Genomic DNA, 25885 nt, shown 5'->3' with positions numbered 1-25885 from the left:
ATGAAACCCATTCATATCAAGTTTTTGCCTGATCCTCTCAAAAGCCTTTCAAAGTAAAAAAATATCAATTAAAATGAACACATCTAAAATAGAAGGGATGGCAAATACGACATGAGAAAGAAATCTGAAAAGCAGCAAGTACTGAGCAGACTTATCAGCAAACAAACCGGTCAAGATGGTGTTCATCCTACTTCTATCGAATCGTTATTTCTCATCCGCGAATCCTTGATCAGCGAACCTATAGCTAGAGTTAACGAGACTTCTTTTTGCATTATTGTCCAAGGAGAAAAAGAGGTGTGGCTGGGGGAAGAATGCTTTAGATATGGACCAGGAAATTACATCGTGGCATCTGTAGAGCTGCCAGTAACAGGGCAAGTCATTCATGCATCAAATGATTATCCCTATTTGGCCCTCAAACTTGAATTTACACCAAACGAAATCTTAGAGATCCTTAATGAAACAGACACAAGATCCGGGAAGAAACGTGATACAAAACGAGCCATGTTTATCGGTAATTCAGACTCCTCTTTGTTAGATGCGGTAATTAGGCTAGCTAGTTTGTTAGACAGCCCGAAGCATATCCCGATACTCGCTCCATTATGTAAGAAGGAAATACTGTACTGGGTTTTGCAGGGACCAAATGGGAACGCACTTGAACAAATGGCTTTAGAAGGCAGCAATGCTGTCCGAATTAGAAATGTAATTGAATATATCATTTCTGACTTTGATAAGTCTTTCCGAATAGAAGATTTAGCGGAGATAGCGAATATGAGTATCTCTTCTCTTCATCGGCATTTTAAAGAAGTAACTTCAATGAGTCCGATTCAGTTTCAAAAGCAGTTGCGGTTGCAGGAAGCCAGGCGTTTGTTATTAGCTGAGTTACCGGATATAGCGGAAGCGGCTTTTCGAGTAGGTTATGAAAGTCAATCTCAATTCACCCGCGAATATGCCCGGATGTTTGGTTTTTCACCTAGAGAAGATATAAAGAGACTAAGGGAGGATTCGATGGAAAAAGTCTGAGTTTTGAAAAGAAAAAACAAGCTGTCGAGGTCTTTCCGACAGCCTGTTTATCTAGTTTGTGTCTAATCAATACCTTACCAAGGCTGGCTGGTTGGTCCGACTGTGAATTCGTTAATGTTTGTATCTTTGGGCTGATCCATCGCAAAAGCAACAATATTTGCAATTCGATCAGGAGTTATACCATATTGTTGGTACAGTGCAGTCATGCCTTCAGAAGTGTTTTTATCCGTAATAGTATCGAGCAATTCTGTGTTGATTGCGGCAGGGTAAATAGTTGCTGTGCGAATGTTTGTACCCTCTTGAGCAGATTCCATACGCAGAACTTCCGTCAAATCACGGACAGCCCATTTTGTTGCACCATATACTGCCCCACCTGGGTAAGCCTTAAGTCCAGCGACTGAAGAAGTAGTGATGATATGTCCGGATTTTTGTGCAGTGAAGGTTGGCAGTACTGCTGCGATACCATTTAATACACCTTTAAGATTAACATCAATCATACTGTTCCACTCATCCGTTTTCAATGCTGATAATGGTGAATTTGGCATTAATCCAGCATTCAGGAAGATAACATCTACACCGCCAAAAGTGTCTTTTGCTAGTTGTACAAGCTGCTGACTATCATCTGGATTAACCACATCTGTGACGCGATAAGCAGCTTGTCCGCCAGTTTTTTGAATTTCTTCCGTTAATGCTTTTAGTTTGTCTTCGCGGCGAGCTCCTAAAACAACTTTAGCCCCTTGGCCAGCCAATAATTTTGCTGTTGCTTCCCCAATTCCAGATGAAGCTCCAGTGATGATAACTACTTTATTTTCGATGGTCATATTTATTCCTCCTTTGTGAATACGTTGAGTCTACACCCTAGAGTCAGCTCTAAAGCAAGAGAGAGGTTTCATATTTTTAAGAAAGCATTTGTTTAATCTGTTTTGCTCCTGAGTTTTATGATGTCAGAAGGGAGCATTAGTTATAAAAAAGAGCCATCTGTATTTTTACAATACGGATGGCTCGTTCTATTAAGGAGCAGCTGGAATTTCAATTTTGTCGTTTTTATGTATATCCTCCGTACCAGCTTCTAAGGCAGTTTTGTAATAAAAGCATTTATGCTCGATAAGTCTCATTGTTTCTTTTAATTCTTCCATCTGTTTTTCCACCACGGATTTTCGTTCCATAAACATGTCAAATCTCTGCTGCAACGTAACATCTCCATCTGTACACCAATCAATGAAGGTCTTTATTTCCTTTATCGGCATACCAGTTGATTTCAAGCATTCAATGATATTTAAAGCTGCAATATCGGATTCTTTAAATAAACGCTGGCCGCTTGCTGTACGTTCGACAAAAGGCATCAATCCTTCCTTGTCATAGTAACGCAAGGTGTATGCTGTAACATTTAATTCCTTTGCTGCTTCACTGATCGTATATGTCTTCATCGTAGCTCTCCTTTTCCATAAATATATAGACTTCGAGTTCACTCTATGAATAGGAAGGATTCTATCATAGGATTTCATGAACGTCAAAGTGAAGAAGGGTTAAATATAAAGTGATGAAAATATTTACTCAGATGCTTGACTTAGAGTTGACTCTAAAGATTACAATTGTTTACAAGAGAAGAAAGGATAAAGTCTGTCCATGTTATTCTCTGAAACTATAAACTTTATTGGAGGATATCTAAATGGTTATCGCTAAAGCACGCGCTGTTGACGGTCCAGACAAACCCTTTAGAGCTGCTGAAATTGAAAGACGTGATCTTGATTTACATGACGTTTTAATCGAAATCAAGTTTGCCGGAATTTGCCACTCTGACATACATACTGCTCATGGAGAGTGGGGACCAGTAAACTATCCGCTTGTACCTGGACATGAAATCGCAGGGATCGTGACAGATATCGGTTCAGAAGTTACTAAATATAAGATCGGTGACAGAGTAGGCGTCGGGTGCATGGTTGACTCATGCGGAGAATGTGAAAATTGTGTAAAAGGCGAAGAGCAATATTGCCATAAAGGAAATATCCCAACTTACGCTGGCGTGGATAAATATGGCGAACCTACACAGGGAGGCTATTCTTCCCACATCGTTGTAACGGAAGAATTCGTTGTAAGTATCCCAGATAATATTGAACTTGATGCTGCAGCTCCGTTGCTTTGCGCTGGTATCACGACATTTTCTCCACTAAATCACTGGGGAGCTGGACCAGGTAAAAAAATTGCAGTTGTTGGTTTAGGTGGTCTAGGCCATATGGCTGTCAAGATTGCACATGCAATGGGTGCAGAAGTGACTGTTCTATCACAATCATTGAAGAAAAAAGAAGATGGCCTGCAATTTGGTGCGAGCAACTACTATGCCACAAGTGATCCAGAAACATTCGACAAACTTGCGGGATCTTTTGACTTAATTATTAACACAGTTAGTGCAAAGATCGATCTGAATGCATATCTCTCCTTACTAAATCTTGATGGCACTATGGTTAATGTCGGCGCTCCAGCTGATCCGTTGTCGTTAAACGTTCAGTCTCTCATCGGTCATCGTCGCTCGTTTGCAGGTTCCTTGATCGGAGGAATCCGCGAGACACAAGAAATGTTAGATTTCTGTGCAGAACATAATATTGCTCCGGAAATTGAATTGATAGCAGCTGACCAAATCGACGAAGCCTATCAACGTGTTCTGGCTTCAGATGTAAAGTATCGCTTTGTTATCGACAACAGTACGTTGTAACATTTGTAACTTTTAATTTTAAGGATGTCCCGTTGTTCTACTCTGGGACATCCTATTTTGATATGAAGCTAGTACAGGTGATGATGAAACTTACGAAAAGTTCCTGAGGAAGGTGTAACTTATGCTGGTCACTAAAATAACTGTAAAACTTCACCGAGGATTACAGGCAAGGAACACGGCAATATTTGTTGATAAAGCATGTTCCTTTACTAGTGATGTAATCCTTACTAAAAACGGGATGTCCAGTGATGGAAAGAAGCTCATGAGAGTGATGGATTTGAATGTTAAGGATGGTGATGAAATCACCCTGATGGTGAATGGGTGTGATGAGCATGTTACCTTTGATACGCTGAAGAGTTTCCTTATAGATAAATAGAAATACCGGGCACATAAATTTTGGCTGAGTCAAAATGCAAATTAAACTGTGACTTCAATTGAGATTTTTAAGGTAAAAAAGCAAGACATCCGGATATAGCTTGCCTCAAACACAGCTGCATGAGATGACAAGCTAATGAATGTATATAAAAGGAACGATTTGAAACTAAGAAGTATTCGAAGCGTTCTTTTTTTATGTCTGCATGGAAGGAAGTCTCAGCAGAAAGAATTGCAGCCAGCTGCCAAAAATCATGGAAGAAGATAAGGAAGTTGTTTTAGCTGTCTCTCATGGAGCGGCTAGCAGGAACTTTATGAGGCATTGGGAACATACAGCAGCAATATAATTCAGGAATTGCTGCATTTTGATATTTGGATATCAGAACATAGAATTTAAAACTAGTTGAAATCATGAATCATGATTTTAATGACATTAAAAATAAGCCGTGTGTATTCTTATTTAAAAAAGCTGCACCATGGCAGCATGGTTGAACATTTATTATAAGTAAGCTTCGTTTGGGTCAGAAAGCTCTTCTATAGCTAGAAAATCAAAACGCACAGTCTGATCCTTGCCTTGGGGACTGCATGCAAATAATCCAGCTGCAATAGGGGAGTCGTCTGGAAGATCTAAATGAGCGATGCGCATTTGCATCCATTCTTCGCCATCCCAGGAAAAGTCGACATAACAATTTTGATTGATCCTCGATAAACGTAAGTATAAGTCAATCTCTTTATCCTTGACATATTGTGTTGACCAATCGGAATACCCTCTATTTGTAACTACTGCGCCAAGCTTACTCAAATTAGGTGTTATATATTCTAAGGAGGATTTAACCCAGGTGTTTTTGGAGTGGCGAATCATTAATCCTGCATGGTCATATTTTGAATTTGGCATAGCTTTAACTTTTGTGGTCATTCTAAAGTTCTTATTTGTCTTTATATATAGAAAATGCCCGTTATCATTTTCAAAGCCATAATGTGTTTTTTGCCAGAAATCAGTTTCCTCATCGGTTTCTAAAACTAATTGGGAACTCGTCGTATCTATAGACCATTTACTCGGTTCATTATGCCATCGGAGTAAATTACTTAATTCTCTACTTTTGAATTTCTCATCTAAAAGAACTGATTTCACCATCTTGATTCCTCCAAATTTTTCATTTTTTAGCATTTCATTATGATTATACTTTCCCTGTCTCCACGTTAGAATAGGGTAATATACTCTATTAACTGACCTGTCCATTTGATTCAAATATGACTTGATTTCTTAAGTAAGACCTTATACAATGTAGTGAATTGAATATTGCTAAATGTTTTCTAGGGTTCCGCAGCTTGGCTGGTCTGGTCCGAGAGAAAACTCACAGTATTCACTGTGTCACGGAAGGATAAAAGCCTGGGAGAAACTGTTTATCAGTTACTCCCAGGCTTTTTTTCTTTTCATGGACAAACTAAAATTCGGAGGTGGAAGAATTGAACAAACATTGGTTCATGGTAATCATTGCAGCAGTTTTTGAAGTCTTATGGGTTATTGGATTAAAGCATGCAAGTGGTGTCTTGGAATGGATTGGAACTATAATAGCGATCGCGATTAGCTTTTATCTGATGATTAGGGCTGGGCGCTATATACCTGTCGGGACGGTTTATGCTGTATTTGTAGGACTGGGAACAGCAGGTACCTTTTTCTCGGAAATTCTCTTCTTTGAGCAGCCATTCGTTCTTAATAAGTTCTTGCTTGTAGCTTTATTACTTGCAGGGGTCATTGGATTGAAACTAGTAACGAAGGATCATGAAGCAGAGGGGGCAGAACAGTAATGGCGTGGACATTTTTAATTTTAGCAGGACTGTTTGAAATGTTTGGTGTAGCAATGATAAATAAACTGCATAAGGATAAAAGCTGGAAACCAGCAGTCTTCCTGATTCTTGGATTCGGTGCCAGCTTTCTTTTTCTTTCTATAGCGATGGAAAGCCTGCCTATGGGCACAGCCTATGCCGTGTGGACAGGAATTGGTGCTTCTGGCGGAGCGATTGTGGGGATGTTATTCTTTAATGAATCAAAGGATTGGAAAAGGATTTTGTTTATTGCCATGGTACTGGGTGCAGCAGTAGGATTAAAACTGGTTTCTTAATAAGTCAGCTCCAAATTGGCATCCTCCCAGTTTGGAGTGGACTGCTTATTGTTGGGGATGTAATTAGGGAAGCCTGCGATGTACCGTTAACTTAATATGATATAAAACTACTCAAGCGGAATCCTGCTTTGGGAATTTTTTTATAAGTGTTATCATACAGGTAGGATTTATAATTGACGGGTGACGTAGGAAGAACTCATGTCATATCTCATCAGGAGCAGGTGATACATTGGGAGACCTAATTCATAGATTGCAAACCAAGGCATTCGAACTAACAGAAGCACAACGGAGAATTGCTGATTATGTTGTACAGCATCCCATGGAAGTTGCATTTCTTACTGTTGATAAATTAGCTTCAACTGTAGGAACAAGTACAGCTACTATAATGAGATTTTCGGCAGCAGTTGGCTATTCCGGCTTTTCAGAACTACAAAGGGAACTTCAAGCAAACATGAAGCATAAAGCTGCTCCTCAAACTAGGTTAGAGGCCAATTTGAAGGATGCTGATAAAAGCGATTTTTTGCAGCAGCATGCTGAATTGCAATTAGAAAATATCCAATATTCCTTAGACAATATAGCTGAGAGTACTTTACAGGAAATAATAGAAAAGATAGCGGCATCAGATAATATTTTATGTACAAGTGTACGGAGCGGAAGACCAGTAGGAGAATACATATCATTTGGGATAAACAGGATTTTAGGGAATTGCAGGTATATTGATGCGGATAAAAGTGAATGGGTTGATGAATCCGTCAGTCTTACTTCGTCGGATTTAATAATAGCCGTGAGCTATCCGCGGTATGCTGAACGAATCGCAAATATGTTAGAAGTAGCTAAGTCCTGTGGTACTGAAATCATTCTGATTACCGATGGTTATTCTTCTCCAATGACAAAGTATGCTGATTTGATTTTACCTTGTTCTTCAGCGAGTGCAGCTTCTCATAATTCCATAGTGTCAGCCATTTTTATTGTAGACTACATTCTAAGTGCTTTAGCTATCAATTATCCGGAAAGAACCAAGCCTAGACTTGATAAAATCAATGAAATCCTTACAAAAATGAGTTACCACACAAAACGTTAATTGTGCGGTAACTCATTTTTATTTTGAATATTTTTCCGTGAAAGCGCTTTACCGGAATGGGATAGAATGGTATGATCGCGTTATCAAAGTAATGTATATTACCTTAATTTTAATTTAAGTAATATTTGTTACGAAAGGAGATTAGATATGGAAAGTGTATCGTTATTACCAAATGAACTGATCGAGCGAGCAAAAAAGTTGAATACAACACTTCTTGCCGATGTGATGGGCTGTACAGGTTCGATGGATTACCGCATCAAACCAGTAAGCACTGGTATGGAATTTGTGGGAACAGCTATGACAGTGAGCTTAAGACCTGGAGATAATTTATTTCTTCATGAAGCTATCTATTCGGCAAGGGAGGGACTTGTACTGGTAGTCGATGGAAAAGGACACACAAATAATGCTTACTTAGGAGAACTTATGGCTAGTTCAGCCCAAGCCATCGGAGTAGAAGGTATAGTCATTGATGGACTTGTAAGAGATAAAAAAGCACTGGAAGAGCTGAAATTTCCTATATACAGTAAGGGGTTTAATCCGAATGGTCCTTTCAAAGATGGTCCAGGGGAGATAAATGAAGTCATCTCTTGCGGGGGGGTCCGTGTTGCGCCAGGTGATTTAGTTGTAGCGGATGATGATGGTGTAGTTATCGTACCAGTCGATAAAATTGACGAAGTACTTATGAAGGCGTCAGAAAAATTGTCTTATGAAAAAAAACGCCTGGAAGCAATTGCCCAGTATTCTCATCAGGAACATCCTGATCCAAAGTCTTTAGCACCGAAATGGCTGGAAAGTAAAATGAAACAATACAAAAATAGGGGTTGAGAGATATGAAGTTAGGTTTTGTCGGGTTTGGAGAAGCTGCTTATGAAATGGCATCCGGACTGCATAGTGAAGGCATTGAAAGATTCTATGCATTTGATCCACTTTTAGATGATGTGAATCTTTCCGAACGTATAAGAGACAGAGCTTCCAAAGCAAATGTAGAGCTGCTGGCAAGTGCTAATGAAGTATTGGAGATTTGTACAATTGTTATTGCTGCAGTACCTGCCAACAAGACGTTAGAAGCAGCACAATCACTAACCGATAGCTTTAAGGATGATTTGATTTATGTCGATGTATCTGCTGCCACACCAGAAATCAAGAAACAGGTAGCCAGTGTAGTAGAGGATGGAGGCTCTTTGTTTGTAGATGCAGCGATGCTAGGGCCACTACCTGTTTATAAACATAAGGTACCATTCTCGGCAAGTGGAAACGGGACAGATTCCTTTATAAAAAATTTAGCGGGATACGGCATGCAAATCACTAAAATAAGTGATAATCCTGGAGATGCTTCAGCTCTTAAACTTATAAGAAGCATCTATATGAAAGGCGTCGTTGGTTTGATGGTTGAATTTTTAGAAGCAGCTAAGACATATGGAGTTGAAGAACCGGCCATTCGTTCTATTAACGAAACAATGAATGCCAAGACTTTTGTTGAAACAATGAACCGGCTTGTAACAGGAAGTGCACTTCACGCGCAAAGACGGGCAGTGGAATTGAGCGGTTCAATCGAGATGCTGCAGGAATCGAATTTAGATGCGAGTATGTCGATTGCTGCACAGAAGAAATTGGAACGTCTAGCTGATTTAAATATTTCCGAAAAATATAAAGGAAAAAAGCCAGACACTTGGGAAGAAGTCCTTGCGTTGCTAATGAAGGAAAACGAAGTATATCACATTTAGAATGTAAGCGTTTTAAAAAACAGAGACCACGGGGAGGGAGACCAAATGACAGGTTTTATCGCACTGGTTGTGTTTATAGCAGTTATTATCATCTGGAATGTAATAGTAAAGCGCAACATGGGTGAAGCGATGTTTCTAGGATTCGTTGCCACTGTTTTATTTGGAGGAACTGAGGCTCCAAGATTATTTTGGGAAGGTTTAGTATTTGCCTCTACTTATGAAGTATTATACGCTGCTGTTGCCTTTGTTTTCATGGCTTTCTTAGTTGATCAGCTCAACTTGATTCAAGCTCTTTTACGTATATTCAACTCACTCATAGGAAAGCTGCCAGGTGGTGCAGCCTACATGAGTACGGTAGGTTCTGCCATTCTTGGCGCTCTTTCAGGATCCAATTCAGCCAATACCGCTACAACTGGATCAATTACTGCACAATGGATGATTAGATCCGGATGGAGCCGTGAGACGACAGCGACTATCCTGGCTGGTAATGGCGGTTTAGGCGCTGCATTGCCACCGAATTCTTCCATGTTCATCATGCTTGGATTTGCACCGATAGGAGCAGTGGTTGCAGAGGGGGACTTGTATATTGCTCTTTTGATCGGAGGTGCTTACCAAGTTATTTACCGAATGATTTTAGTATTCTTGCTCGTTAAGAAAAATGGTATCAAGGCTCTTCCATCAGAGGATATCGTTGGGTTCAGGGAAGCTCTTAAACAAGGATGGAAATCCATTTTTATATTCCTCGGTGCGTTGATTCCTATACTTGTAACTGTCGGTCCGCTTGCGGAAGCGCTGGAAAACAACCCTGATATTGGACCAGAGGCAATGGATCAGATTTCATTGATCACTTGGATACCTATACTTATCATGATTATAAGTTTGATCATCGGCTGGAACAAAACACCTGGTTCACTTGTGAATTGGTCACGGATGTTATCATCTGCTATACCGCAGTTTACGACGATTGGCGCGCTCATGTTATTCGCAGTAGCAGCCAGTGAAGTCCTCTCGCAATTAGGACTTGCGAATGATCTTAGTCAAATTACTTCTTCTCTTGATATACCAAAATGGCTGATGGTCCTTATGGTAGGTATATTGGTTACTTTAGTAGCAGGACCGCTATCCTCTACAGCCACGCTTACAGCAGTTGGTTTAGTATCATTTTCTGCTTTAACTTCTGCCGGAGTAGACCCATTGGTGGCGGTAGTAGCCATACTGGCCTTCTCTTCAACTGAAGGGGCCTCACCTCCAGCTTCAGGATCGATATTCATTGCCTCCGGACTAGCAGGAGCAAGACCGGAAAAAACTTTCATACCATTAATCGTATATTACATGCTGCCAATAGTAGGAATCGGGTGGCTGATCGGCATGGGGATATTACCAGTATAAAAGGGATAGGAGTTGGTATAGATGCGTAAGTTTGCAGAACTGTTGTTTAAACTATTTCTTGTAGCATTCCTGGCATGCGGTACACTGCTGGTGTTTGGGCAGATTCTGGGCTTAATCCTGCAAAATGGAGACCTGATCATCCAGAGTGCAGAATGGTTTAAGAATCCAACCATTATTTTGAGTGCCATATTCAGCCTTGTCGGCTTCACTTTGAACTACTTGCCGAAAGAGAAAAATAGTGATGGCCAAGATAAAAGTATGTCTGGCAGTTGATCCATGATACAGCAAATAAGACCTGAGCTATAATGACTCAGGTCTTATTATTATTTGATGTGTATACCTGGGGAAGAATGGAAGCCTTCTTTCCCATTGATCTTTACTTCCGCAGTAGCACCTGGTCAATGATCCCATAATCCTTCGCTTCCTCTGCACTCATAAAATAATCCCTGTCGGTATCGGCAGCTACCTTCTCAATCGGCTGGCCGGTAAAGTCTGCAATCATCTGGTTGATATGCTGTCTTTGTTTGATTATCCTCTTGGCAGTGATTTCAATATCAGCTGCTTGACCTCTGGCTCCACCAAGCGGCTGATGAATCATGATCTCACTATTTGGCAGTGCATATCTTTTCCCAGGAGTGCCTGCAAGCAGCAGCATTGCACCAAAAGAAGCAGCCATGCCTGTGCAAATCGTTTGCACATCCGGTTTGATAAACTGCATTGTATCCAGAATAGAAAAACCTGCGGATATCGAACCCCCAGGACTGTTGATGTACAGCGAAATGTCTTTCTCTGGATCATCAGCAGCTAAGAATAACAGCTGTGCCACAATAGCATTTGCCATACTATCATTAATTTCCTCACTGACCATAATGATCCGATCCTTTAACAGCCTGGAATAAATATCATAAGATCGTTCTCCCATATTCGATTGCTCCACTACATAAGGTATTGCAGTCATTGCTTACACTCTCCTTTCGTTCTTCATAATTAGAACGAATCCAGACTGACATACGATACGGGCAAAAAAAATAACTGCAACCTCAGGCTGCAGCCATGTATGGATTCGTATTTTTTTGAAGGTAGGGCTTGGGGATATGAAACAACCTAGGAAGAATTCGAATAATACCTGCTGGATCACCTTTGTTGAGAGACAATTCTACCAGCTCAAAAAACTCTTCCTGTTTTACATTATCCCACGAGCTCTGGACGAGGGGATGCATCGTCTCCGTTTGAATATTCATGCGTCCTCGATGCAGGAGCGCTTTTACAGCTGATTCTTTTAGTTCAAGCAGATCTGCAATTTCGGCAGATTGAAAATGAAAAGCTTCCTTTAAGACAAACACAATCAACTGCTTTGGAGTGAGTTTTCGCAATTGCTCCATCTGCTGTTCATTGTCCTGTCTTACAGCTGGCGTTTCATCCTGAATTTCAGGCACAAGTTCTTCTTTCTTTTGTTTACGTATTCTGTCTATCCAGGCGTGATAAGCAATCTTTTTCAACAGACTGACCGGGGGTGGAAACGTTTCTTCAGGATAGTTCGTCAGCGTCTTTAAGACTGCCTCTTGCGTTATTTCTTCGCTATCCCATTTATTCTTCGTTAGATACAAACAGTAATGTGTTAACTTCTCCATAGTTTCCTCTATCTGTGATTGAAGATCCATTTGCTTGGGCTGCGCCATATATTCACCCCTTTATTGCTTATACGTTTTCAACTTCTACAAAGATATGGGTATTCATTTATTTTACTATAAAAGATTTCTTACAGGAGGCAACACTTATATCCGCATTGGAACTTGACGGAAAAAGGACTCCGTCTTAAGGCGGATACAAGTCCATTCCTCAGGATGTTTTCTTGTTATTTCCAGGCGTTTATACTTAAGGTAACAAATGGAAAGAAGGTTGGGAGAATGGTAGAAGAAGCAACAGTAAGCAAATGGCAGCTGTTTCACAATCGCAATTTTAGACTCGTTTTTATCAGTATGTTATTTTCTGCTCCAGGTTATTATGTGTACTTAATGGGAGCGGAGTGGCTGATGCTGTCCATCACGGAAAATCGCTTTTATTTTGGAATGCTCTTTTTTGCGGCATCGGTGCCTCGGCTATTATTCATTGTTATTGGCGGTATAACTGCCGATCGTTTTTCAAAGAAGATAATCCTGCTGCTATCGGACGGCTCCAGGGCAGTGCTGGTAGGTATTGTCATCGTACTGTTGCTGACAGATGTACTGCAGCCTTGGCACTTACTTGTACTCTCTGCCCTTTTCGGTGTTTCGGATGCTTTTTCTTACCCAGCGGCAGGATCGTTATTACCGGAAGTACTTAAATCGGAAAACTTGCAGCAAGGGAATGCCATGGTACAGATGACGAATATGATCAGTCCTATTCTGGGTCCGGCAATTGGTGGAAGTCTCATTGTGTTAGGTGGCTTTTCAGCAGTATTCACTCTTGCTGTTGTCATGTTATGTGCCGCCACGTTATCTATATCCTTGCTGCGGATCTCTTCTAAGGACGAGACAACTGCAGAAGTGAAAAAATCCCCATTAGAAGACGTAAAAGCAGGTTTTCACTATGTTAAACATAATCCACTGATCCGTACAATTATGACAGTAAGTTTCTTTATCAATTTTTTCCTGACAGGTCCTGTCTCTTTATCTGTAGCTTTGCTTGCAAAGGACGTTTTCCAGACAAACGCGCTAGGTCTGACTATTTTGGAAGGTGCTATGGGAATTGGATCTCTTACTGCTGCTCTTAGTCTTGTATTATCGAAAAATCTTAAAAGTCCAGGTCATACAGTGATATTCAGCTTGATCATCATGAGTGCATTTTTCATCCTATACGGTTCTGCGCTTCATTTCTGGTCTTCGGCTGCAGCTATATTCGTCATTGGTGTATGTCTGCAATTTACCAATATCCCGATTTCAACTATGCTGCAGCAAACAACTGATCGGCGGATGATCGGCAGGGTGATGAGCATTATGGCACTTGCTTCGACTGGCTTGATACCAGTGTCTTATATGGTTACATCAACACTGCTTGGAATGGGAATCAGTATTCAAGTTCTTTGTGTAACCGGAGGAATACTCGTGATGGTTACTGGGATTTTATGTTTGCGAAATAAACAACTTACTTCATTTAACAGTTATAATAAGGTAGAACAACAAGAAACGGTATAAGCAGGTGGGTTATTATGAAACGTTTATGGAGCAATCTTTTTGCAATCGCAATAATAGTGATCGGCCTGGTGCTGATTTTGTCTAACATTGGTGCAATTGACTGGAGCTACAGCCAAAGCTGGCATTATCTATACCCTGTATTCATCCTGTTACTAGGGCTGAAATTATTGATTGATTTCTTAAGGGGCAAAGGGGGATTCTGGTTTGGTATATTCTGCATGCTGTTTGGCGGACTGCTGATCCTTGATCGGTTTGAAGTCCTTACATTTGAATTTAATGATATTTTAAAGCTTTGGCCGCTTCTTATCATTTACTTTGGATTCAGTCTGCTTCGCTCAGGCAAGAAGGGGAAGAGGCGTCAAGCTGGAGTGAATATGGAATGGGAAGCTGGAAGTCAAAAGAAGAAGGGCAAAAGAGCTTATAAAAACTATCATAATTATGCAGTGGGAGAGCACCGGTTTGATAGTGAGGGCTGGACGGTTGAACCCACCCAGGTGAAGAATGCGGTAGGCGAGTATTATGTGGACTTTACAAAAGCCTTTATACCGAACGACGAAATACCATTCCATCTTAAAGGCTGGGCAGGGGAAGTACGAATCATTCTCCCCGATAATGTGGAATTCCGCTTGGAAGCTTTGATTAAGGCTGGAGAGATAAATGTTTTTGGAGAACTTTCAGAAGGCATAAATCGACGAACGTATTACGAAACCCCCGGATATGCAGATGCAACCCGCAAGCTGGATATTTTTATCGATTATAAGGCCGGACAAATAAGAGTGGACCGGATATGAGGTGGCAGTGATGCTGAAAAAACTTAATAGTATTCGATACTCGTATATCAAAACAAACTTACGCACAATGTTCCTGAATGCAATTCTGCTTCTTGGCGTCCTGCTGTCCATCCACGTTTTACTGGAGCCGATGTGGCTTAGTGTACAAGCAATCTTTACATTTTTGCTCCTATATATCATGCTTCATTCCCTTACATCCATATTTGTTGGATTTCAAGACAGCAAAGAAATAAAGGATCGAATGGATCATATGTCTTTGTTTATTACAATGGTTGCCAATGGCAATTATCAGGCCAAGATTGTAGACAACAGCCATGATGAAATTGCTCGAATAGGTAAGGATTTAAATGAGTTGACAGATAAGATGCATACGCAGGTCAAATCACTTCAACGTTTGGCTGATGAAAAGGCAGAGCTTGCCGAGGGTGCACATCGAGCAGCTGCAATGGAAGAGCGCCAACGACTTGCAAGGGATTTACATGATGCGGTCAGCCAGCAATTATTTGCGCTTACGATGATGTCAAAAGCGGGCATGAAGCTATTTGATAAAAATTCGGAAGCTGCAAGGGACAAATTCGCAGAAGTTTCACAAATTGCGCAGCAGGCTCAGACAGAAATGCGTGCATTGCTTTTGCATTTGCGACCTGTTCATCTTTCTGGTGACTCTTTGAGCAGCGGGGTGAGGAAGCTGATCGATGAGTTGAAACAACGTACCCAACTTGTTTTTCATATACATATAGAAGATACGATGCAGTTGTCGAAATCGGTGGAAGAGCATCTGTTTCGTATAATTCAGGAAGCTTTGTCGAATACACTGCGACATGCTGAAGCGAGTGAAGTGACGATCGAGTTGCTGACAAGAGGAATGGATGTGGCAGTTACTATCCAGGACAATGGAAAAGGCTTCGATACAGCAGCTATGCAGCAGCGTAAAACATCGCTTGGGTTAAGGTCCATGCAAGAACGCTGCGAAGAATTAGGAGGGACATTTATGCTGCGGGCGAGCGTAGGTGTTGGTACACAAATAGGTCTCCGAATACCAACTAAGTGAAGGAGTAGGCAGGATGATAAGAATAGCAGTCATAGATGATCATGATATCGTAAGAAAAGGACTGATAGCGTACTTAGAAACAGAAGATGGTTTCACTATCATTGGCCAAGCGAGCAGCGGCCGGGAAGGCATCCACTTGGTTCTGACGGAGAAGCCAGATGTCGTACTCATGGATTTGATCATGGAAGATGGTACAGGGATAGAGGCCACTAAAGAAATAATGGCAGCGGGATCTGCTGCTAAAATTATCATTCTCACTAGCTTCTATGATGATGAACAGGTATTTCCAGCCTTGGAGGCAGGTGCATTCAGTTATATGCTGAAAACTTCAACAGCTGAACAAATTGCTGAAGCCATCAGGAAAGCAGCCATCGGTGAAACGGTAATGGAAGCAGCTGTTGCAGCGAAAGTAATGAACAGCTTTCGGCAAAAAAAACAGCTCCTGCATGATCAATTGACCGAAAGAGAATTCGAAGTATTGTGCTGTATCGGCCAAGGAATGACGAACCAGGAAATTGCGGATAAGCTTTACATAGGCATCAAAACAGTTAAAACGCATGTGAGTAATACGCTGGCAAAACTGCAAGTGAATGATCGGACGCAGGCAGCGGTGTATGTGCATCAGAATAAATTGCTTTAACATGCTGATATGTTTGGGTTTGCCTCAATAAATAGAAACTATACTTTTGTGCTAATGGAAAAGAATGCTATATGCAGCATTCTTTTTTTAAATTTGCTACTGACTTCTTTTCAACTAGATGTTACTTTCTATATCTCCTGCACGTTATTGCTGTTTGAAGCTTCATATAGTTATAGATAGTTTGTGCATGTCGTCCTTCTTGTGTACGGGAATTGATTAAAGGGCGCAGCCGTTTCAAAAACATCTGATCGCATTCACATCGATTGCCATGTTTTTGATAGCATATATCATGCTGTTTACATGCAGCATCCACCCTATTTACGGGAGCGCCAGGGCCGCTGCAGCCGGGACCGCACCAGTTATATCCCGGGAAAATACAGAAACGCGGCATTATTATTCCTCCTTATAAGAAACTCTATAGTTCAACCTATTCATCATGCATATAAATTGTATATGCGATTATCATTTTAAGATAAATAAGGGGCAGCTCTTTGTTGGAAGAGAAGGCAATGGAGGAATATTAGCTAAATGCAAATATATTTTTTTGGGTGTGACTAGTGTTATTACTATAGATTGGATGGATATCTCAACTGCAATTACATGCATAAAAAAAACTGCTTATCAGCAGCTTTTTTACTAGTCGGATATTTAGGCATTGAAGTATCTTAAGGGACTAATCCAAGATTACCGGATATAGAAAGAGCATATTTTCACTCTAATGATTAGCCAACTCTACTTATTTGCCATATACGCCCTAGAAAGTACTGGACGGCTCTGGTCCCACATGACGTTGACTGGAATCCCGAAGAAATCTGAAAGCCGTTCACTGGAAATCATGTTAGATGTACATCCAGAGGCAAATACTTTCCCGTCCTTAAGCAGAAGTGTTTGATCAAATATAGGCAATATCTCTTCAATATGATGCGTTACATAGATGATAGTAGGTGCATCAGGTTTCTTACTGATTCTTTCAATGGATTCCAATAATGATTCGCGTGCTAAAAAGTCCAATCCGTTGGCAGGTTCATCTAATATGAGCAGAGGCGGGTCTGCCATTAAGGCTCGTGCAATTAAAACGCGCTGTTTTTCTCCGAGCGAGAGCGTTTCGTAGCGGCGATTTGCATAATCAAAACAGCCAAGATCATGCAATAGCTGTGCGGCTCTTGTTCTCATTTCATCGGTAGGTGTTTCGTACAGCCCGATGGATGCAAAAGCACCGCTAAGTACAACTTCAAAAGCATTATCACTAGAGTCGAATTTTTGCTGGAGCGAAGAGGAAACAAAGCCAATTTGTATCCGCAGTTTTTCGGCAAGATAAGTCTTTCCAAATTCCATCCCCAAAACACGCATATTCCCGGTAGTGGGGAAGGTGTAGGCATTCAGTAAACTCAACAGAGATGTTTTGCCGGAGCCATTCAGCCCTAATAATACCCAATTTTGCCCCTTTTCCACCTTCCAGTTCAAATCCCTTAAAATCCAGTTACCGCCTCTTTTAAGAGAAACATCCTTCAATTCCACTATCATATCCATTACCTCCTGCAGGCTGTTATCTACTAGGCTAATTAAATCAGATTGAGTAATAATTTTAAACATTAAGATAATTTAGCGCATGAGGGAATGCTTTACTAGCAAGCAGCTTCCTATAATGAAAAGATCTGTAATTCAATTAGTTCACGTTCATTAATTTGTATAAGTGCTAATTTGGTCAAGGTCCCTGAAAAAGGATATATCCTTTGCTGTGCCAGCTGCTGAACAGCTGACTGTTGATCTGGGTTAAGATGGTTGGCAATTGTCATATGCGGAATCCAATTTTCCGGTGTGTAAAGAGAAGAAACAGCTTGCAAGTTATAGATTTCCCGGTGTAATTCTGTTAATGCGCTGCTCGGATCGGGAAGCAGCAGAAACGAATCACTTCTCATAAAGCTGCCAAATAGTCTAAAACGTAAGGTAAGGGCTTCGTAGGAATTCGTTAACCGCACAATCTTTTGTGACAAACCTGGGCTAAGTTCAGTGAAGGATGAGAAGGTAAGGTGGGGGCAGTGTCCCTTACGCCGAAATGGATAATCAGTGATTTCTTTTTCACGCAATTCTTCCCACAACTTCACTATTTTATTTTCGGTTACGCCGTCAAAATAACCTATTATCGCATACAACGTCATCCCTCCATAAGCTGCTTTATATATTCCAAATAAAGCCGGACGATATTCACATCGCTTACAGCACTCAATGTTCTGCTTCCGACAACATCCTCAATCTCATTGAACAATAAGCCACCATTTTCATCAAATAGAAAGTCGATGCCGACAAAGCCAAAGTCGTAATAATCGACAATGCGTTGGACAAGCTTTTGCTCTGATGTATTCAATGTATAAAGGGAAGCGCTTCCTCCCAGAGTATAGTTTGCTCGGAAATCCTGCTCACTGCTGCGGAGCACAGCTGCTATGATTTCCTTTCCAATCACAAAAACACGTACATCTTTTCCAGGTCTTGGTGCTAACTGCTGCATGAGGACAGACTGATCTGTATATTGCATCTGTAAATCGTTATACTGTGCTTCATTTTCAACTAAATGAACTTCTTTTCCGCCACGGCCACTGGCTGTTTTCCATACAAAAGGAAAGTCTAGCGGCGGCTGAGGTAGAGGGGCATTAGTCTGAAAGTGCATGTCCACCATCGGGATATCCAGTTTTGCAAGTTCTAGATGGGTTTTAATTTTGTCGTTAGTAAGAGCTGCAATCTCGGCATTATTAAAGCAGGCAATACCCGCTTGCTGCAGCTGTGCGGTCAACAACGGATCGATAGTCCGCACGATACTGAAGTCTGGGGCCTCCTGTGTTTCTTTTGTATGTACAACTACTTGTCCATTTTGGAGTACCACATGAATGTCGTCTGTGTAGATGACCTGTAAATCTATGTTTAGCAAATCACTTTCCTCAAGGAACCAATCAATAAAAGCCGAATTACGTTCTGCATTCACTCGATCGTATATCAGCCAACCTCTCATGATAGCACCTCTTTAATGTAAGAGATGATTGACTCTGTTACATCTACACCTGTACAGTCGTAGATTGAACGAATATGCGCATTGGAATTCACTTCACATACAAGCGGTTCTCCTCCGGGACCAAATAGCAAATCTACCCCGGCGAAATCAGTTCCAACGGCTGTGGCAGCTGCAATAGCAAGCTCGGACTCTTTTTCTGTTGGTGTATACTGCTGCATACTGCCTCCGCGTGAAACATTGGCTCTAAAATCCGTCTCCGATGTACGGATCATGGAAGCAACAATCCTGCCGCCGACGATATTGATTCGTATATCTCTGCCGTGGCTTGTTTGGATATATTCCTGTAAGACGAAGGGGTTAGTGCCAATTTCGGTGATTTTCTGATGTAATGCCTCTTTATTATGAATCAGATATACTTGTTCTCCGAAGGATCCGAAAGCCTCCTTAACGACCATTGGAAAGCCAAGCTCCTTCATTGCAGGTTCAAAAGAATCCAATTGTATTGGCATTGTACCAGGGAAAATTTTCGGTGCGATAATCGTTTTTGGTATTCTAATGCTTGCTTCAGCTAATGCTTGATACATAAGGATTTTATTGTCACATACGGCGATCGATTTGCTGGAATTATATAGTGGAATTCCCATTGCTTCGAGCTGCTGGGCAAGCGGAATATCCTTGTCGCTGAAAACGACAAAGTCCGGCAGCTGCTGTTCTTCCTTAAGCAGGCTGTTGTCTGCTCCAACCATACCTAGCAACGCATTATTTTTAATGATTTTCATGTCAATATTCTGGGCATTGGCAGCGCGCTGTATCCATTCCGCAAAATCGAGAAACTTTTTACCGCCAAGATGGCCGTTATAAATGACCCAGCCAAGTTTCGGTGTAGCCATAACTGTAGTTCCTTTCTTTAGGTGATGCCCAACAAATGAAGAAATTATTTCTATAGTGGCAGCACAAACTAGTTTGATATAATAGTCAATTATACATGGAAGGAGATGCTTTATGTTTGCAAACCTAGCACAAGCGGAAGCTTTTTTAGCCAGCCGCAGACATCTTGGCATCAAACCGGGACTGTATCGGGTGCAGCAGCTGCTGCAGGCATCAGGCAATCCCGAACGTCGAATCAAAAGTATACATATAGCTGGAACGAATGGCAAAGGATCTACGTCGGCTTATCTAGCCAAAGCAATTACATATAACGGATATAAAGCAGGCAGTTTCATTTCCCCAACCCCCGGCGGATTCCTGGAGAGCATTCAGGTAGATGGCCAATGGATAAGTGAGAAGGAGTTCATCGCGGAATGTAATGCACTACTTTCTACTATAGAAGAGATGGACCAGCAGGACAATCATCCGAGTGAATTCGAAATTCACGTGTGTATCGCTTTTTCCTACCTTGCAAAGCATGCTGATATTAGTGTGATAGAAGCAGGTATGGGCGGACGTGGTGACGCGACGAATGTGCTGCGTCAGCCTTTACTCAGCATTATTACCAATGTCGGGCTGGACCATCAACGTTTCCTTGGGGATACGATTGAAAAGATTGCTGAGGAAAAGGCAGGTATTATCAAAGCGGGAGCTCCGGTCGTCAGTGCAGTAACACAAGTTGAGGCAAGAGCAGTTATGGAGAATCAGGCGAATAGAGCAGGTGTAACGATTACTTGGATAGACGCCAAGGATGCTGATCGACTTCATATAGATCCACAGATGAGGGGCCTTCATCAACGAGTGAATGCTGCGCTTGCGACTGAGGCATGTCGTTTGCTGCAGGAGAAGGGAATCTCGCTAGATTCGGGTAAAGTGAAGGAAGCTATAAGCCAGGTGCAGCTTCCAGGTCGATTTGAACGTGTGGAAAACGCACCTGCAATCATCCTGGACGGGGCTCACAATGCAGAAGGTATGACTGCTTTCATTGAAACGGTCAAGGAAAATCACTCAAATAACAGGATAGTAATTTTGTTCAGTGCTTTTCAGGACAAGCCGTTTGCCCAGATGATTCAGCAGCTTCAAGAAATTACACCTAACATAGCTTTGACTACTTTCGATCATCCACGTGCAGCGAATTTGGAGACTTTGTCAGAAGCATTTCCGGCAGTGGAAGTTGTTGCCGATTGGCAGGAGTGGGTAAAGCAGATTTATGGAGACTGCCAAACAGACACAATCTATTTTGTCACAGGTTCCCTGCATTTTATATACCAAGTCAGAAACTATATTGTTCAAATTAGAAAAATGTGGTAGTTTAAATTATCTGAATATTTTTGTGCGGGTAATAGGAAGGAAGAAGCTAGATGGTTAATAGCAGCAAGAAACGATGGATCTGGGCAGCTTGGGCTATCATTTGGCCGGCTTCCCTTTTTCTAATCTATCGACAGACAAATTTGGATGATTTGAATTGGCTTGATTTAGGAGCATTCACCGCATTGGCGATTATTGTGGCGCTTTTTCCGATCATGATAAATCAAATTCCAGTCTTTTTCCTCAACGGTATTACGCTTGTCATTTATTTGAATTTTGGTTTGTTCGTGGAACTGATCATTACCGCCATCAGTGTCACAATTGTGCTGCTGCAAGTGCGGATGACTAAACAAGACCTATTTCGCATACCACTGAATTACCTAATGTTTTTCCTTATGAGTGTATCTGCAGCGGGAGTATATCGTTTATTCGACTTCCCGGGAGACGCTGCTCAAGCATTGGAAACACCATTGCATATCATTGGTATTCTTGCATACTCCATGACACTGTTCATGATGAACCATATCCTGATTACGCTGACAAGAAGATATATCTACGGAAAGAAAGATAAGTTTTTTGAACGCAGTTTTTTCTGGGAGTTCATGACGACTATCTACATCCTGCCGGCTGCATTGCTTCTGCACGTTCTTTATCATCAGATTGGTGGAGTCGCGGTTGTCTTTATTGGTTTTTCAATTGTGAGTACATCCTATATATTGCGTCTCTATTACAGAAGCAGCAGTATGAATGAGCATCTTCGCAATGTCAGTGAAGTGGGGCACGAATTAACCGCTCAACTAAATGTGAAAGAGACATTGGATCTGTTTATGGAACGGATAGTATCGCTCGTGCCGGCTGATCAAGCCTATCTGTATGATGTAACAGATGGCGAGGAGCTGAAATTAATCCGATTGTATGATCCGAAAAAGCGCTCCTTTTACAACCAAGGTGATTGGAAGAAAGAAGGCGAAGGAATAGCTGGTTTTGTATGGAAAAAAGGTGCCGGTGTCCGCTATGGGAAACGAAAACAATGGGCTGACAAATGGAAAGTTACAGCACCAATCGATAGTGAAAGTCTTATGTGTTTGCCGATAGAACGTGATAATGAAATAATAGGTATCCTTGTTCTTTTGTCTGAACAACGGAACATTTATGAGAAGTATCAATTCATGCTGATTGAGCTACTGGCGAATTTCATGGCTGTAAGCCTGCTCAATGCACAGCATTATGAACAAACAAAGCAGATCAGTGAACGATGTGCATTAACCGGTTTATATAACTACCGTTACTTTGATGATGCACTCAAGGGGCTATTTCAGGAGGGTGCGCCTGAAAGTCCTGTATCGTTGATCATGATGGATTTGGATCATTTCAAACAAGTGAATGATACGTATGGACATGAAGCTGGAAATGACATTCTTCGAGAGGTTGCTGACAGATTAGAAAAAGCTGTGGAAGAGGGAGCAGTGCTGGCACGGTATGGCGGAGAAGAATTTGCAGTCATTTTACCAGGAAGCAGTTCCGCTCAAGCAGCTGAGGTAGCAGATACACTATGGCGCTGTATCACTGCTCAGCCTTTCCAAACAAAAAATACATTAGATTCTGGTCAGACAGTTACACTGAATATGACAGTCAGTGTTGGTGTAGCATCTTATCCGGAGAATAGTGAAGATGACTTGGAATTGGTCCGGCATGCAGATCGCGCTATGTACGTCGGTGCCAAACAAAAGGGTCGCAATAGAGTAAGCATCTACCATGAACTGAATCAAAAGCCTGAAAACATTCCTTCGTAAAAGGAATGTTTTTTTATAAAGTAATGCTTGACGTAATGAAGTGATTAATATATAGTTACTTACATAAAGTAACTTAACAAAGGAATACCACTGAGGAGGAACAAACATGGCAGTTTTGAAATTGGATAAAGCACACAGCAGCATCTCATTTACGGTGAAACATATGATGGTTTCGAAAGCAAAGGGGAAATTCGAAGACTTCGACGTACAATTCAGCGGAGACTTGAATGATATGGATAACTCATCCGTAACGGCAACAATCCAAGCAGCTACAATCAACACAGGCAACGCGGACCGCGACGGCCACCTGCAATCCGGAGACTTCTTCGACGCAGCGAATTATCCTGCCATGACTTTCAAAAGTAAATCCGTGAAGAAAATATCCGATGATGAATTCGAAATCACTGGAGACTTCACAATTAAAGACGTAACGAACGAAGAAACATTCAAAGTAGAATATAACGGCACTTCCAAAAACCCAATGGACGGCAGCACAATCGCCGGCTTCGAAGTAGAAGGCAAAATCAACCGTGAAGCATACGGCCTGACTTACAACGCAGCGCTTGAAACAGGCGGCGTATTGATCGGTAAAGATGTGAAGTTCACTGCTGACTTTGAGTTTGTAGTGGAGTAAGAAGGATATAGAGACGAGACCTATCCCTGTGGGATAGGTCTTTTCTATTTGATAACAATTCAAGCAATTTACTGATGTAGGGCTTAATATTCTCTGTTACTAAGATTGGCTCTACGTAAGTTGTGTAATTAATGTAAAATTTGAGCTTAACCTAAAAACCTTTAAATAGAGTTTGATACAATTTATTGGAAGTTATATGCGAGCAGTCTAATGAATTAATAGGAGGCACAGAAATAATTAGAAGTGATTTATCGTGTAATCTCTGTAAAGGAGTGGATCTATGTCAGTTTTTTTCTTGATTTATTTCGTTGTTCTAGGAGCTTTGTTCGGGTCATTCTACAATGTTGTGGGCATGAGAATACTTGAGGAGAGAATGTTCAAGGCAGAACGTTCAATTTGTCCGGACTGTAAACAGCAAATTAAACCATATGATCTGATACCTATCATTTCCTATCTTGTATTACATGGTAAATGTCGAAACTGTAAACAGAATATTTCACTTATCTATCCTTTGAATGAGCTTGCAACCGGTCTGCTTTTTGGTTATAGCTATTATTTGTTCGGTATAGGATGGGATCTCGGTTTGGCTCTTCTATTGGTATCAATCGGGGCAATTTTATTTGTGACGGATATGCGATTTCTACTCATTCCAAATAAAGTCCTTCTATTTTTCCTCCCTCTATTCATCGTTCTTCGATTTATTACTCCATTGGATCCATGGTGGGACTCCATAATCGGATCAGCCTTTGCGTTTATCCTGCTTTTCCTTGTCATTCTATTAAGCCGTGGCGGTATGGGTGGTGGAGACTTAAAATTATTTGTGCTGCTAGGCTATATACTTGGCTGGAAAGGCATTTTGCTTACTTTTGTATTTGCATCAATATTAGGTGCGATAATTAGTATTTTCCTTCTTTATATAAATGTTATAAAGAGGAACCAATTAATTCCTTTTGGTCCATATATTTTAGCAGCAGCACTATTTTCATATTTTCACGGTGATACATTTATGTGTTGGTATAATCAAATAATCTTCACATCAATTTGTGAATAAAATAGAACAAATCGACGTGACAAATGCTTCGGAAAACAGCTATATTGCAACGATATCTTTACGGGTATTTTATAATCCTGCATCTTAATTCGTAGAAAAGCGTGTTTGATAGGTTCATCCTGTCGAACACTCTTTTTTTGTCTCGACAGCATTTCTCTTACTTCTATTACTAGCTGTGCTAGAGTTGAGCCAATCAATCATAAAAGAGGTGCCAGGATGGAAGAGAAAAAGGGGTTTTCCGTCAAGATTGGCGGTAAGAAGCCGAAGAAACATCAGCAGCAGGCAAAAGAAGAGATGATCGGTGAGGGAAGCTACACACTTTATGACGAAGAAGCGGCGGCAACGGTCGAAAAGGATGTTCCTGTATTGGATCAGCTGAATAAGAAGAAATCAGAGAAAAATGCAGTATCTTTGTCTCCTTTTGCGAAGAAGCTGGCTGCAGCTGCACTTGGTGCTGCGCTCATAGGAGTTGTGTTAGGATTCCTGCTGCTGCGTTATACAGCAGGTATTGAATCGGAGACAAGCGGTGTGGCGGCCCCGATCGCGACAAAGGAAGCCGCTGCTAATGCGGGAGCGTTTGGTGATCTGACAGCTTACGTTGTCCAGGGCGGCGTCTATAATCAAGAAGATATCGGGCAGGATGTTGTACAAAAGTATGCTGATGCGGGGATCCCGGCAGTATTATGGGAAAAGAACGGCCAGTTCTTCTTGTTGACAGGGATGGCAGGATCGCAGGAAGAAGCTGACACACTTGGCTCCCAGCTGCAGGCGCAGGGATATGAAAGCTATGTGAAGCAATGGGATCCTGGAGTCGAGGCTGCCGGCAGTGCTTGGCTGGACGAGCTGGCGGTTCTGCTTGCAGCAGGGGATAACAAGGATGCGGCTCTTTGGAAAGCTTGGCAGGAGAAAATCCCAGCAGAAGCGAAGAGTGTCAAAGCAGTATCTGATGAAGCAGTCAGCGCTATGGAGCAAGGGACATTTACAGCTAGTATGCTGCTGCCGGTATGGCATGAAGCTGCCACTCTAGCTGCTGAAGGTCAATGAACTTGATTTTCTTGATCTAATTACTTCATTATCTTATAGAGAAACTTATT

29 protein-coding genes and 1 riboswitch are annotated in these 25885 nt (G+C 41.4%); of the genes, 19 read left to right on the top strand and 10 right to left on the bottom strand.

Annotated elements, in window-relative coordinates:
* Positions 1-111 precede the first annotated feature (111 nt).
* A complete protein-coding gene (locus tag ACH6C1_RS10385) occupies positions 112-1020 on the top strand; it encodes an AraC family transcriptional regulator (protein ID WP_374076822.1) in 909 nt (302 codons plus the stop codon).
* Positions 1021-1094: 74 nt separating this feature from the next.
* Here ACH6C1_RS10385 and ACH6C1_RS10380 read toward each other — a convergent pair whose 3' ends face one another.
* Together ACH6C1_RS10380 and ACH6C1_RS10375 are read right to left on the bottom strand one after the other, a co-directional pair.
* Positions 1095-1841: an SDR family oxidoreductase gene (locus tag ACH6C1_RS10380; protein ID WP_374076820.1), complete on the bottom strand. Its 747-nt coding sequence runs from the start codon at positions 1839-1841 to the stop codon at positions 1095-1097.
* Between the two features lie 189 nt (positions 1842-2030).
* The gene (locus ACH6C1_RS10375; protein WP_374076818.1) at positions 2031-2447 is read right to left on the bottom strand and encodes a MerR family transcriptional regulator; all 417 of its coding nucleotides are present in this window, start codon (positions 2445-2447) and stop codon (positions 2031-2033) included.
* A gap of 242 nt (positions 2448-2689) precedes the next feature.
* Between ACH6C1_RS10375 and ACH6C1_RS10370 the strand changes: the two genes are divergently transcribed.
* Together ACH6C1_RS10370 and ACH6C1_RS10365 are read left to right on the top strand one after the other, a co-directional pair.
* Positions 2690-3730 (top strand): NAD(P)-dependent alcohol dehydrogenase, encoded by a 1041-nt coding sequence (locus ACH6C1_RS10370; protein ID WP_374076816.1) that lies wholly within the window; start codon positions 2690-2692, stop codon positions 3728-3730.
* A 121-nt stretch (positions 3731-3851) separates the two neighbouring features.
* Positions 3852-4106, top strand: a complete 255-nt coding sequence (locus ACH6C1_RS10365; protein ID WP_374076814.1) for an HPr family phosphocarrier protein — start codon at positions 3852-3854, stop codon at positions 4104-4106.
* A gap of 495 nt (positions 4107-4601) precedes the next feature.
* On the opposite strand, the gene ACH6C1_RS10360 is transcribed toward ACH6C1_RS10365, so the two are convergent.
* Entirely contained in the window at positions 4602-5237 is a 636-nt protein-coding gene (locus ACH6C1_RS10360) for a DUF1349 domain-containing protein (RefSeq protein WP_374076812.1), read from the bottom strand.
* Between the two features lie 168 nt (positions 5238-5405).
* Positions 5406-5501: riboswitch (guanidine-I (ykkC/yxkD leader) on the top strand.
* Between the two features lie 68 nt (positions 5502-5569).
* On the opposite strand from ACH6C1_RS10360, the gene ACH6C1_RS10355 reads away from it, so the two are divergent.
* From ACH6C1_RS10355 to ACH6C1_RS10325, 7 genes are all read left to right on the top strand, one after another.
* Positions 5570-5911 (top strand): DMT family transporter, encoded by a 342-nt coding sequence (locus ACH6C1_RS10355; RefSeq protein WP_095222378.1) that lies wholly within the window; start codon positions 5570-5572, stop codon positions 5909-5911.
* Positions 5911-6225, top strand: a complete 315-nt coding sequence (locus ACH6C1_RS10350; RefSeq protein WP_374076809.1) for a DMT family transporter — start codon at positions 5911-5913, stop codon at positions 6223-6225. The genes ACH6C1_RS10355 and ACH6C1_RS10350 overlap by 1 nt, the downstream gene beginning before the upstream one ends.
* A 229-nt stretch (positions 6226-6454) precedes the next feature.
* A complete protein-coding gene (locus tag ACH6C1_RS10345; RefSeq protein ID WP_374076807.1) occupies positions 6455-7306 on the top strand; it encodes a MurR/RpiR family transcriptional regulator in 852 nt (283 codons plus the stop codon).
* A gap of 147 nt (positions 7307-7453) precedes the next feature.
* The gene (locus ACH6C1_RS10340; protein ID WP_374076805.1) at positions 7454-8131 is read left to right on the top strand and encodes an RraA family protein; all 678 of its coding nucleotides are present in this window, start codon (positions 7454-7456) and stop codon (positions 8129-8131) included.
* A 5-nt stretch (positions 8132-8136) separates the two neighbouring features.
* Positions 8137-9030 (top strand): DUF1932 domain-containing protein, encoded by an 894-nt coding sequence (locus ACH6C1_RS10335; protein ID WP_374076803.1) that lies wholly within the window; start codon positions 8137-8139, stop codon positions 9028-9030.
* Between the two features lie 45 nt (positions 9031-9075).
* Positions 9076-10419, top strand: coding sequence for a TRAP transporter large permease subunit (locus ACH6C1_RS10330; RefSeq protein ID WP_374076801.1), 1344 nt, complete (start codon positions 9076-9078; stop codon positions 10417-10419).
* 21 nt (positions 10420-10440) lie between these two features.
* Positions 10441-10692 carry a hypothetical protein gene (locus tag ACH6C1_RS10325; RefSeq protein WP_374076799.1) on the top strand — a complete coding sequence of 84 codons (252 nt, stop codon included), beginning with the start codon at positions 10441-10443 and terminating at the stop codon, positions 10690-10692.
* A gap of 103 nt (positions 10693-10795) precedes the next feature.
* On the opposite strand, the gene clpP is transcribed toward ACH6C1_RS10325, so the two are convergent.
* Both clpP and ACH6C1_RS10315 read right to left on the bottom strand, forming a co-directional pair.
* Positions 10796-11377, bottom strand: a complete 582-nt coding sequence (clpP, locus tag ACH6C1_RS10320; protein ID WP_374076797.1) for an ATP-dependent Clp endopeptidase proteolytic subunit ClpP — start codon at positions 11375-11377, stop codon at positions 10796-10798.
* Positions 11378-11459: 82 nt separating this feature from the next.
* Positions 11460-12098: an RNA polymerase sigma factor gene (locus ACH6C1_RS10315; protein WP_374076795.1), complete on the bottom strand. Its 639-nt coding sequence runs from the start codon at positions 12096-12098 to the stop codon at positions 11460-11462.
* 228 nt (positions 12099-12326) lie between these two features.
* On the opposite strand from ACH6C1_RS10315, the gene ACH6C1_RS10310 reads away from it, so the two are divergent.
* The 4 genes from ACH6C1_RS10310 to ACH6C1_RS10295 are packed head-to-tail and all read left to right on the top strand — an operon-like array spanning position 12327 to position 16074.
* Positions 12327-13592 carry an MFS transporter gene (locus ACH6C1_RS10310; protein ID WP_374076793.1) on the top strand — a complete coding sequence of 422 codons (1266 nt, stop codon included), beginning with the start codon at positions 12327-12329 and terminating at the stop codon, positions 13590-13592.
* Positions 13593-13606: 14 nt separating this feature from the next.
* Entirely contained in the window at positions 13607-14383 is a 777-nt protein-coding gene (liaF, locus tag ACH6C1_RS10305; protein WP_374076791.1) for a cell wall-active antibiotics response protein LiaF, read from the top strand.
* A 10-nt stretch (positions 14384-14393) separates the two neighbouring features.
* The gene (locus ACH6C1_RS10300; protein WP_374076789.1) at positions 14394-15434 is read left to right on the top strand and encodes a sensor histidine kinase; all 1041 of its coding nucleotides are present in this window, start codon (positions 14394-14396) and stop codon (positions 15432-15434) included.
* Positions 15435-15447: 13 nt separating this feature from the next.
* Positions 15448-16074: a response regulator gene (locus ACH6C1_RS10295; protein WP_374076787.1), complete on the top strand. Its 627-nt coding sequence runs from the start codon at positions 15448-15450 to the stop codon at positions 16072-16074.
* A gap of 121 nt (positions 16075-16195) precedes the next feature.
* Here ACH6C1_RS10295 and ACH6C1_RS10290 read toward each other — a convergent pair whose 3' ends face one another.
* From ACH6C1_RS10290 to ACH6C1_RS10270, 5 genes are all read right to left on the bottom strand, one after another.
* Complete coding sequence (locus tag ACH6C1_RS10290; RefSeq protein ID WP_095222391.1) at positions 16196-16465, bottom strand: phospholipase; 270 nt, start codon at positions 16463-16465, stop codon at positions 16196-16198.
* Between the two features lie 341 nt (positions 16466-16806).
* Positions 16807-17598, bottom strand: coding sequence for an ABC transporter ATP-binding protein (locus ACH6C1_RS10285; protein WP_374076785.1), 792 nt, complete (start codon positions 17596-17598; stop codon positions 16807-16809).
* A gap of 116 nt (positions 17599-17714) precedes the next feature.
* Entirely contained in the window at positions 17715-18227 is a 513-nt protein-coding gene (locus ACH6C1_RS10280) for a 2'-5' RNA ligase family protein (RefSeq protein ID WP_374076783.1), read from the bottom strand.
* A gap of 2 nt (positions 18228-18229) precedes the next feature.
* A complete protein-coding gene (locus ACH6C1_RS10275; RefSeq protein ID WP_374076781.1) occupies positions 18230-19078 on the bottom strand; it encodes an ATP-grasp domain-containing protein in 849 nt (282 codons plus the stop codon).
* Positions 19075-19968, bottom strand: coding sequence for an ATP-grasp domain-containing protein (locus ACH6C1_RS10270; RefSeq protein WP_374076779.1), 894 nt, complete (start codon positions 19966-19968; stop codon positions 19075-19077). The genes ACH6C1_RS10275 and ACH6C1_RS10270 overlap by 4 nt, the downstream gene beginning before the upstream one ends.
* A gap of 112 nt (positions 19969-20080) precedes the next feature.
* On the opposite strand from ACH6C1_RS10270, the gene ACH6C1_RS10265 reads away from it, so the two are divergent.
* The 5 genes from ACH6C1_RS10265 (at position 20081) to ACH6C1_RS10245 (ending at position 25835) form a co-directional block, all read left to right on the top strand.
* Positions 20081-21316 (top strand): bifunctional folylpolyglutamate synthase/dihydrofolate synthase, encoded by a 1236-nt coding sequence (locus ACH6C1_RS10265; RefSeq protein WP_374076777.1) that lies wholly within the window; start codon positions 20081-20083, stop codon positions 21314-21316.
* Between the two features lie 50 nt (positions 21317-21366).
* Complete coding sequence (locus tag ACH6C1_RS10260) at positions 21367-23106, top strand: sensor domain-containing diguanylate cyclase (protein WP_374076775.1); 1740 nt, start codon at positions 21367-21369, stop codon at positions 23104-23106.
* Between the two features lie 106 nt (positions 23107-23212).
* Positions 23213-23740, top strand: coding sequence for a YceI family protein (locus ACH6C1_RS10255; RefSeq protein WP_095222398.1), 528 nt, complete (start codon positions 23213-23215; stop codon positions 23738-23740).
* Positions 23741-24020: 280 nt separating this feature from the next.
* Entirely contained in the window at positions 24021-24791 is a 771-nt protein-coding gene (locus ACH6C1_RS10250) for a prepilin peptidase (RefSeq protein WP_374076773.1), read from the top strand.
* 216 nt (positions 24792-25007) lie between these two features.
* The gene (locus tag ACH6C1_RS10245; RefSeq protein WP_374076771.1) at positions 25008-25835 is read left to right on the top strand and encodes an SPOR domain-containing protein; all 828 of its coding nucleotides are present in this window, start codon (positions 25008-25010) and stop codon (positions 25833-25835) included.
* Positions 25836-25885 lie beyond the last annotated feature (50 nt).

This window comes from Terribacillus sp. JSM ZJ617, assembly GCF_044383785.1.
Taxonomy (GTDB): Bacteria; Bacillota; Bacilli; order Bacillales; family Amphibacillaceae; genus Terribacillus.
The sequence above is the reverse complement of the archived record's forward strand: the minus strand, read 5'-3'. Positions and strand labels throughout refer to the sequence as shown.

Coding starts and splice junctions, on each gene's coding strand:
- ACH6C1_RS10385 (WP_374076822.1), top strand. CDS start 112: ATGAGAAAGAAATCTGAAAAGCAGCAAGTACTGAGCAGACTTATCAGC.
- ACH6C1_RS10380 (WP_374076820.1), bottom strand. CDS start 1,841: ATGACCATCGAAAATAAAGTAGTTATCATCACTGGAGCTTCATCTGGA.
- ACH6C1_RS10375 (WP_374076818.1), bottom strand. CDS start 2,447: ATGAAGACATATACGATCAGTGAAGCAGCAAAGGAATTAAATGTTACA.
- ACH6C1_RS10370 (WP_374076816.1), top strand. CDS start 2,690: ATGGTTATCGCTAAAGCACGCGCTGTTGACGGTCCAGACAAACCCTTT.
- ACH6C1_RS10365 (WP_374076814.1), top strand. CDS start 3,852: ATGCTGGTCACTAAAATAACTGTAAAACTTCACCGAGGATTACAGGCA.
- ACH6C1_RS10360 (WP_374076812.1), bottom strand. CDS start 5,237: ATGGTGAAATCAGTTCTTTTAGATGAGAAATTCAAAAGTAGAGAATTA.
- ACH6C1_RS10350 (WP_374076809.1), top strand. CDS start 5,911: ATGGCGTGGACATTTTTAATTTTAGCAGGACTGTTTGAAATGTTTGGT.
- ACH6C1_RS10340 (WP_374076805.1), top strand. CDS start 7,454: ATGGAAAGTGTATCGTTATTACCAAATGAACTGATCGAGCGAGCAAAA.
- ACH6C1_RS10335 (WP_374076803.1), top strand. CDS start 8,137: ATGAAGTTAGGTTTTGTCGGGTTTGGAGAAGCTGCTTATGAAATGGCA.
- ACH6C1_RS10330 (WP_374076801.1), top strand. CDS start 9,076: ATGACAGGTTTTATCGCACTGGTTGTGTTTATAGCAGTTATTATCATC.
- ACH6C1_RS10325 (WP_374076799.1), top strand. CDS start 10,441: ATGCGTAAGTTTGCAGAACTGTTGTTTAAACTATTTCTTGTAGCATTC.
- clpP (WP_374076797.1), bottom strand. CDS start 11,377: ATGACTGCAATACCTTATGTAGTGGAGCAATCGAATATGGGAGAACGA.
- ACH6C1_RS10315 (WP_374076795.1), bottom strand. CDS start 12,098: ATGGCGCAGCCCAAGCAAATGGATCTTCAATCACAGATAGAGGAAACT.
- ACH6C1_RS10310 (WP_374076793.1), top strand. CDS start 12,327: ATGGTAGAAGAAGCAACAGTAAGCAAATGGCAGCTGTTTCACAATCGC.
- liaF (WP_374076791.1), top strand. CDS start 13,607: ATGAAACGTTTATGGAGCAATCTTTTTGCAATCGCAATAATAGTGATC.
- ACH6C1_RS10300 (WP_374076789.1), top strand. CDS start 14,394: ATGCTGAAAAAACTTAATAGTATTCGATACTCGTATATCAAAACAAAC.
- ACH6C1_RS10295 (WP_374076787.1), top strand. CDS start 15,448: ATGATAAGAATAGCAGTCATAGATGATCATGATATCGTAAGAAAAGGA.
- ACH6C1_RS10290 (WP_095222391.1), bottom strand. CDS start 16,465: ATGCCGCGTTTCTGTATTTTCCCGGGATATAACTGGTGCGGTCCCGGC.
- ACH6C1_RS10285 (WP_374076785.1), bottom strand. CDS start 17,598: ATGATAGTGGAATTGAAGGATGTTTCTCTTAAAAGAGGCGGTAACTGG.
- ACH6C1_RS10275 (WP_374076781.1), bottom strand. CDS start 19,078: ATGAGAGGTTGGCTGATATACGATCGAGTGAATGCAGAACGTAATTCG.
- ACH6C1_RS10270 (WP_374076779.1), bottom strand. CDS start 19,968: ATGGCTACACCGAAACTTGGCTGGGTCATTTATAACGGCCATCTTGGC.
- ACH6C1_RS10265 (WP_374076777.1), top strand. CDS start 20,081: ATGTTTGCAAACCTAGCACAAGCGGAAGCTTTTTTAGCCAGCCGCAGA.
- ACH6C1_RS10260 (WP_374076775.1), top strand. CDS start 21,367: ATGGTTAATAGCAGCAAGAAACGATGGATCTGGGCAGCTTGGGCTATC.
- ACH6C1_RS10255 (WP_095222398.1), top strand. CDS start 23,213: ATGGCAGTTTTGAAATTGGATAAAGCACACAGCAGCATCTCATTTACG.
- ACH6C1_RS10250 (WP_374076773.1), top strand. CDS start 24,021: ATGTCAGTTTTTTTCTTGATTTATTTCGTTGTTCTAGGAGCTTTGTTC.
- ACH6C1_RS10245 (WP_374076771.1), top strand. CDS start 25,008: ATGGAAGAGAAAAAGGGGTTTTCCGTCAAGATTGGCGGTAAGAAGCCG.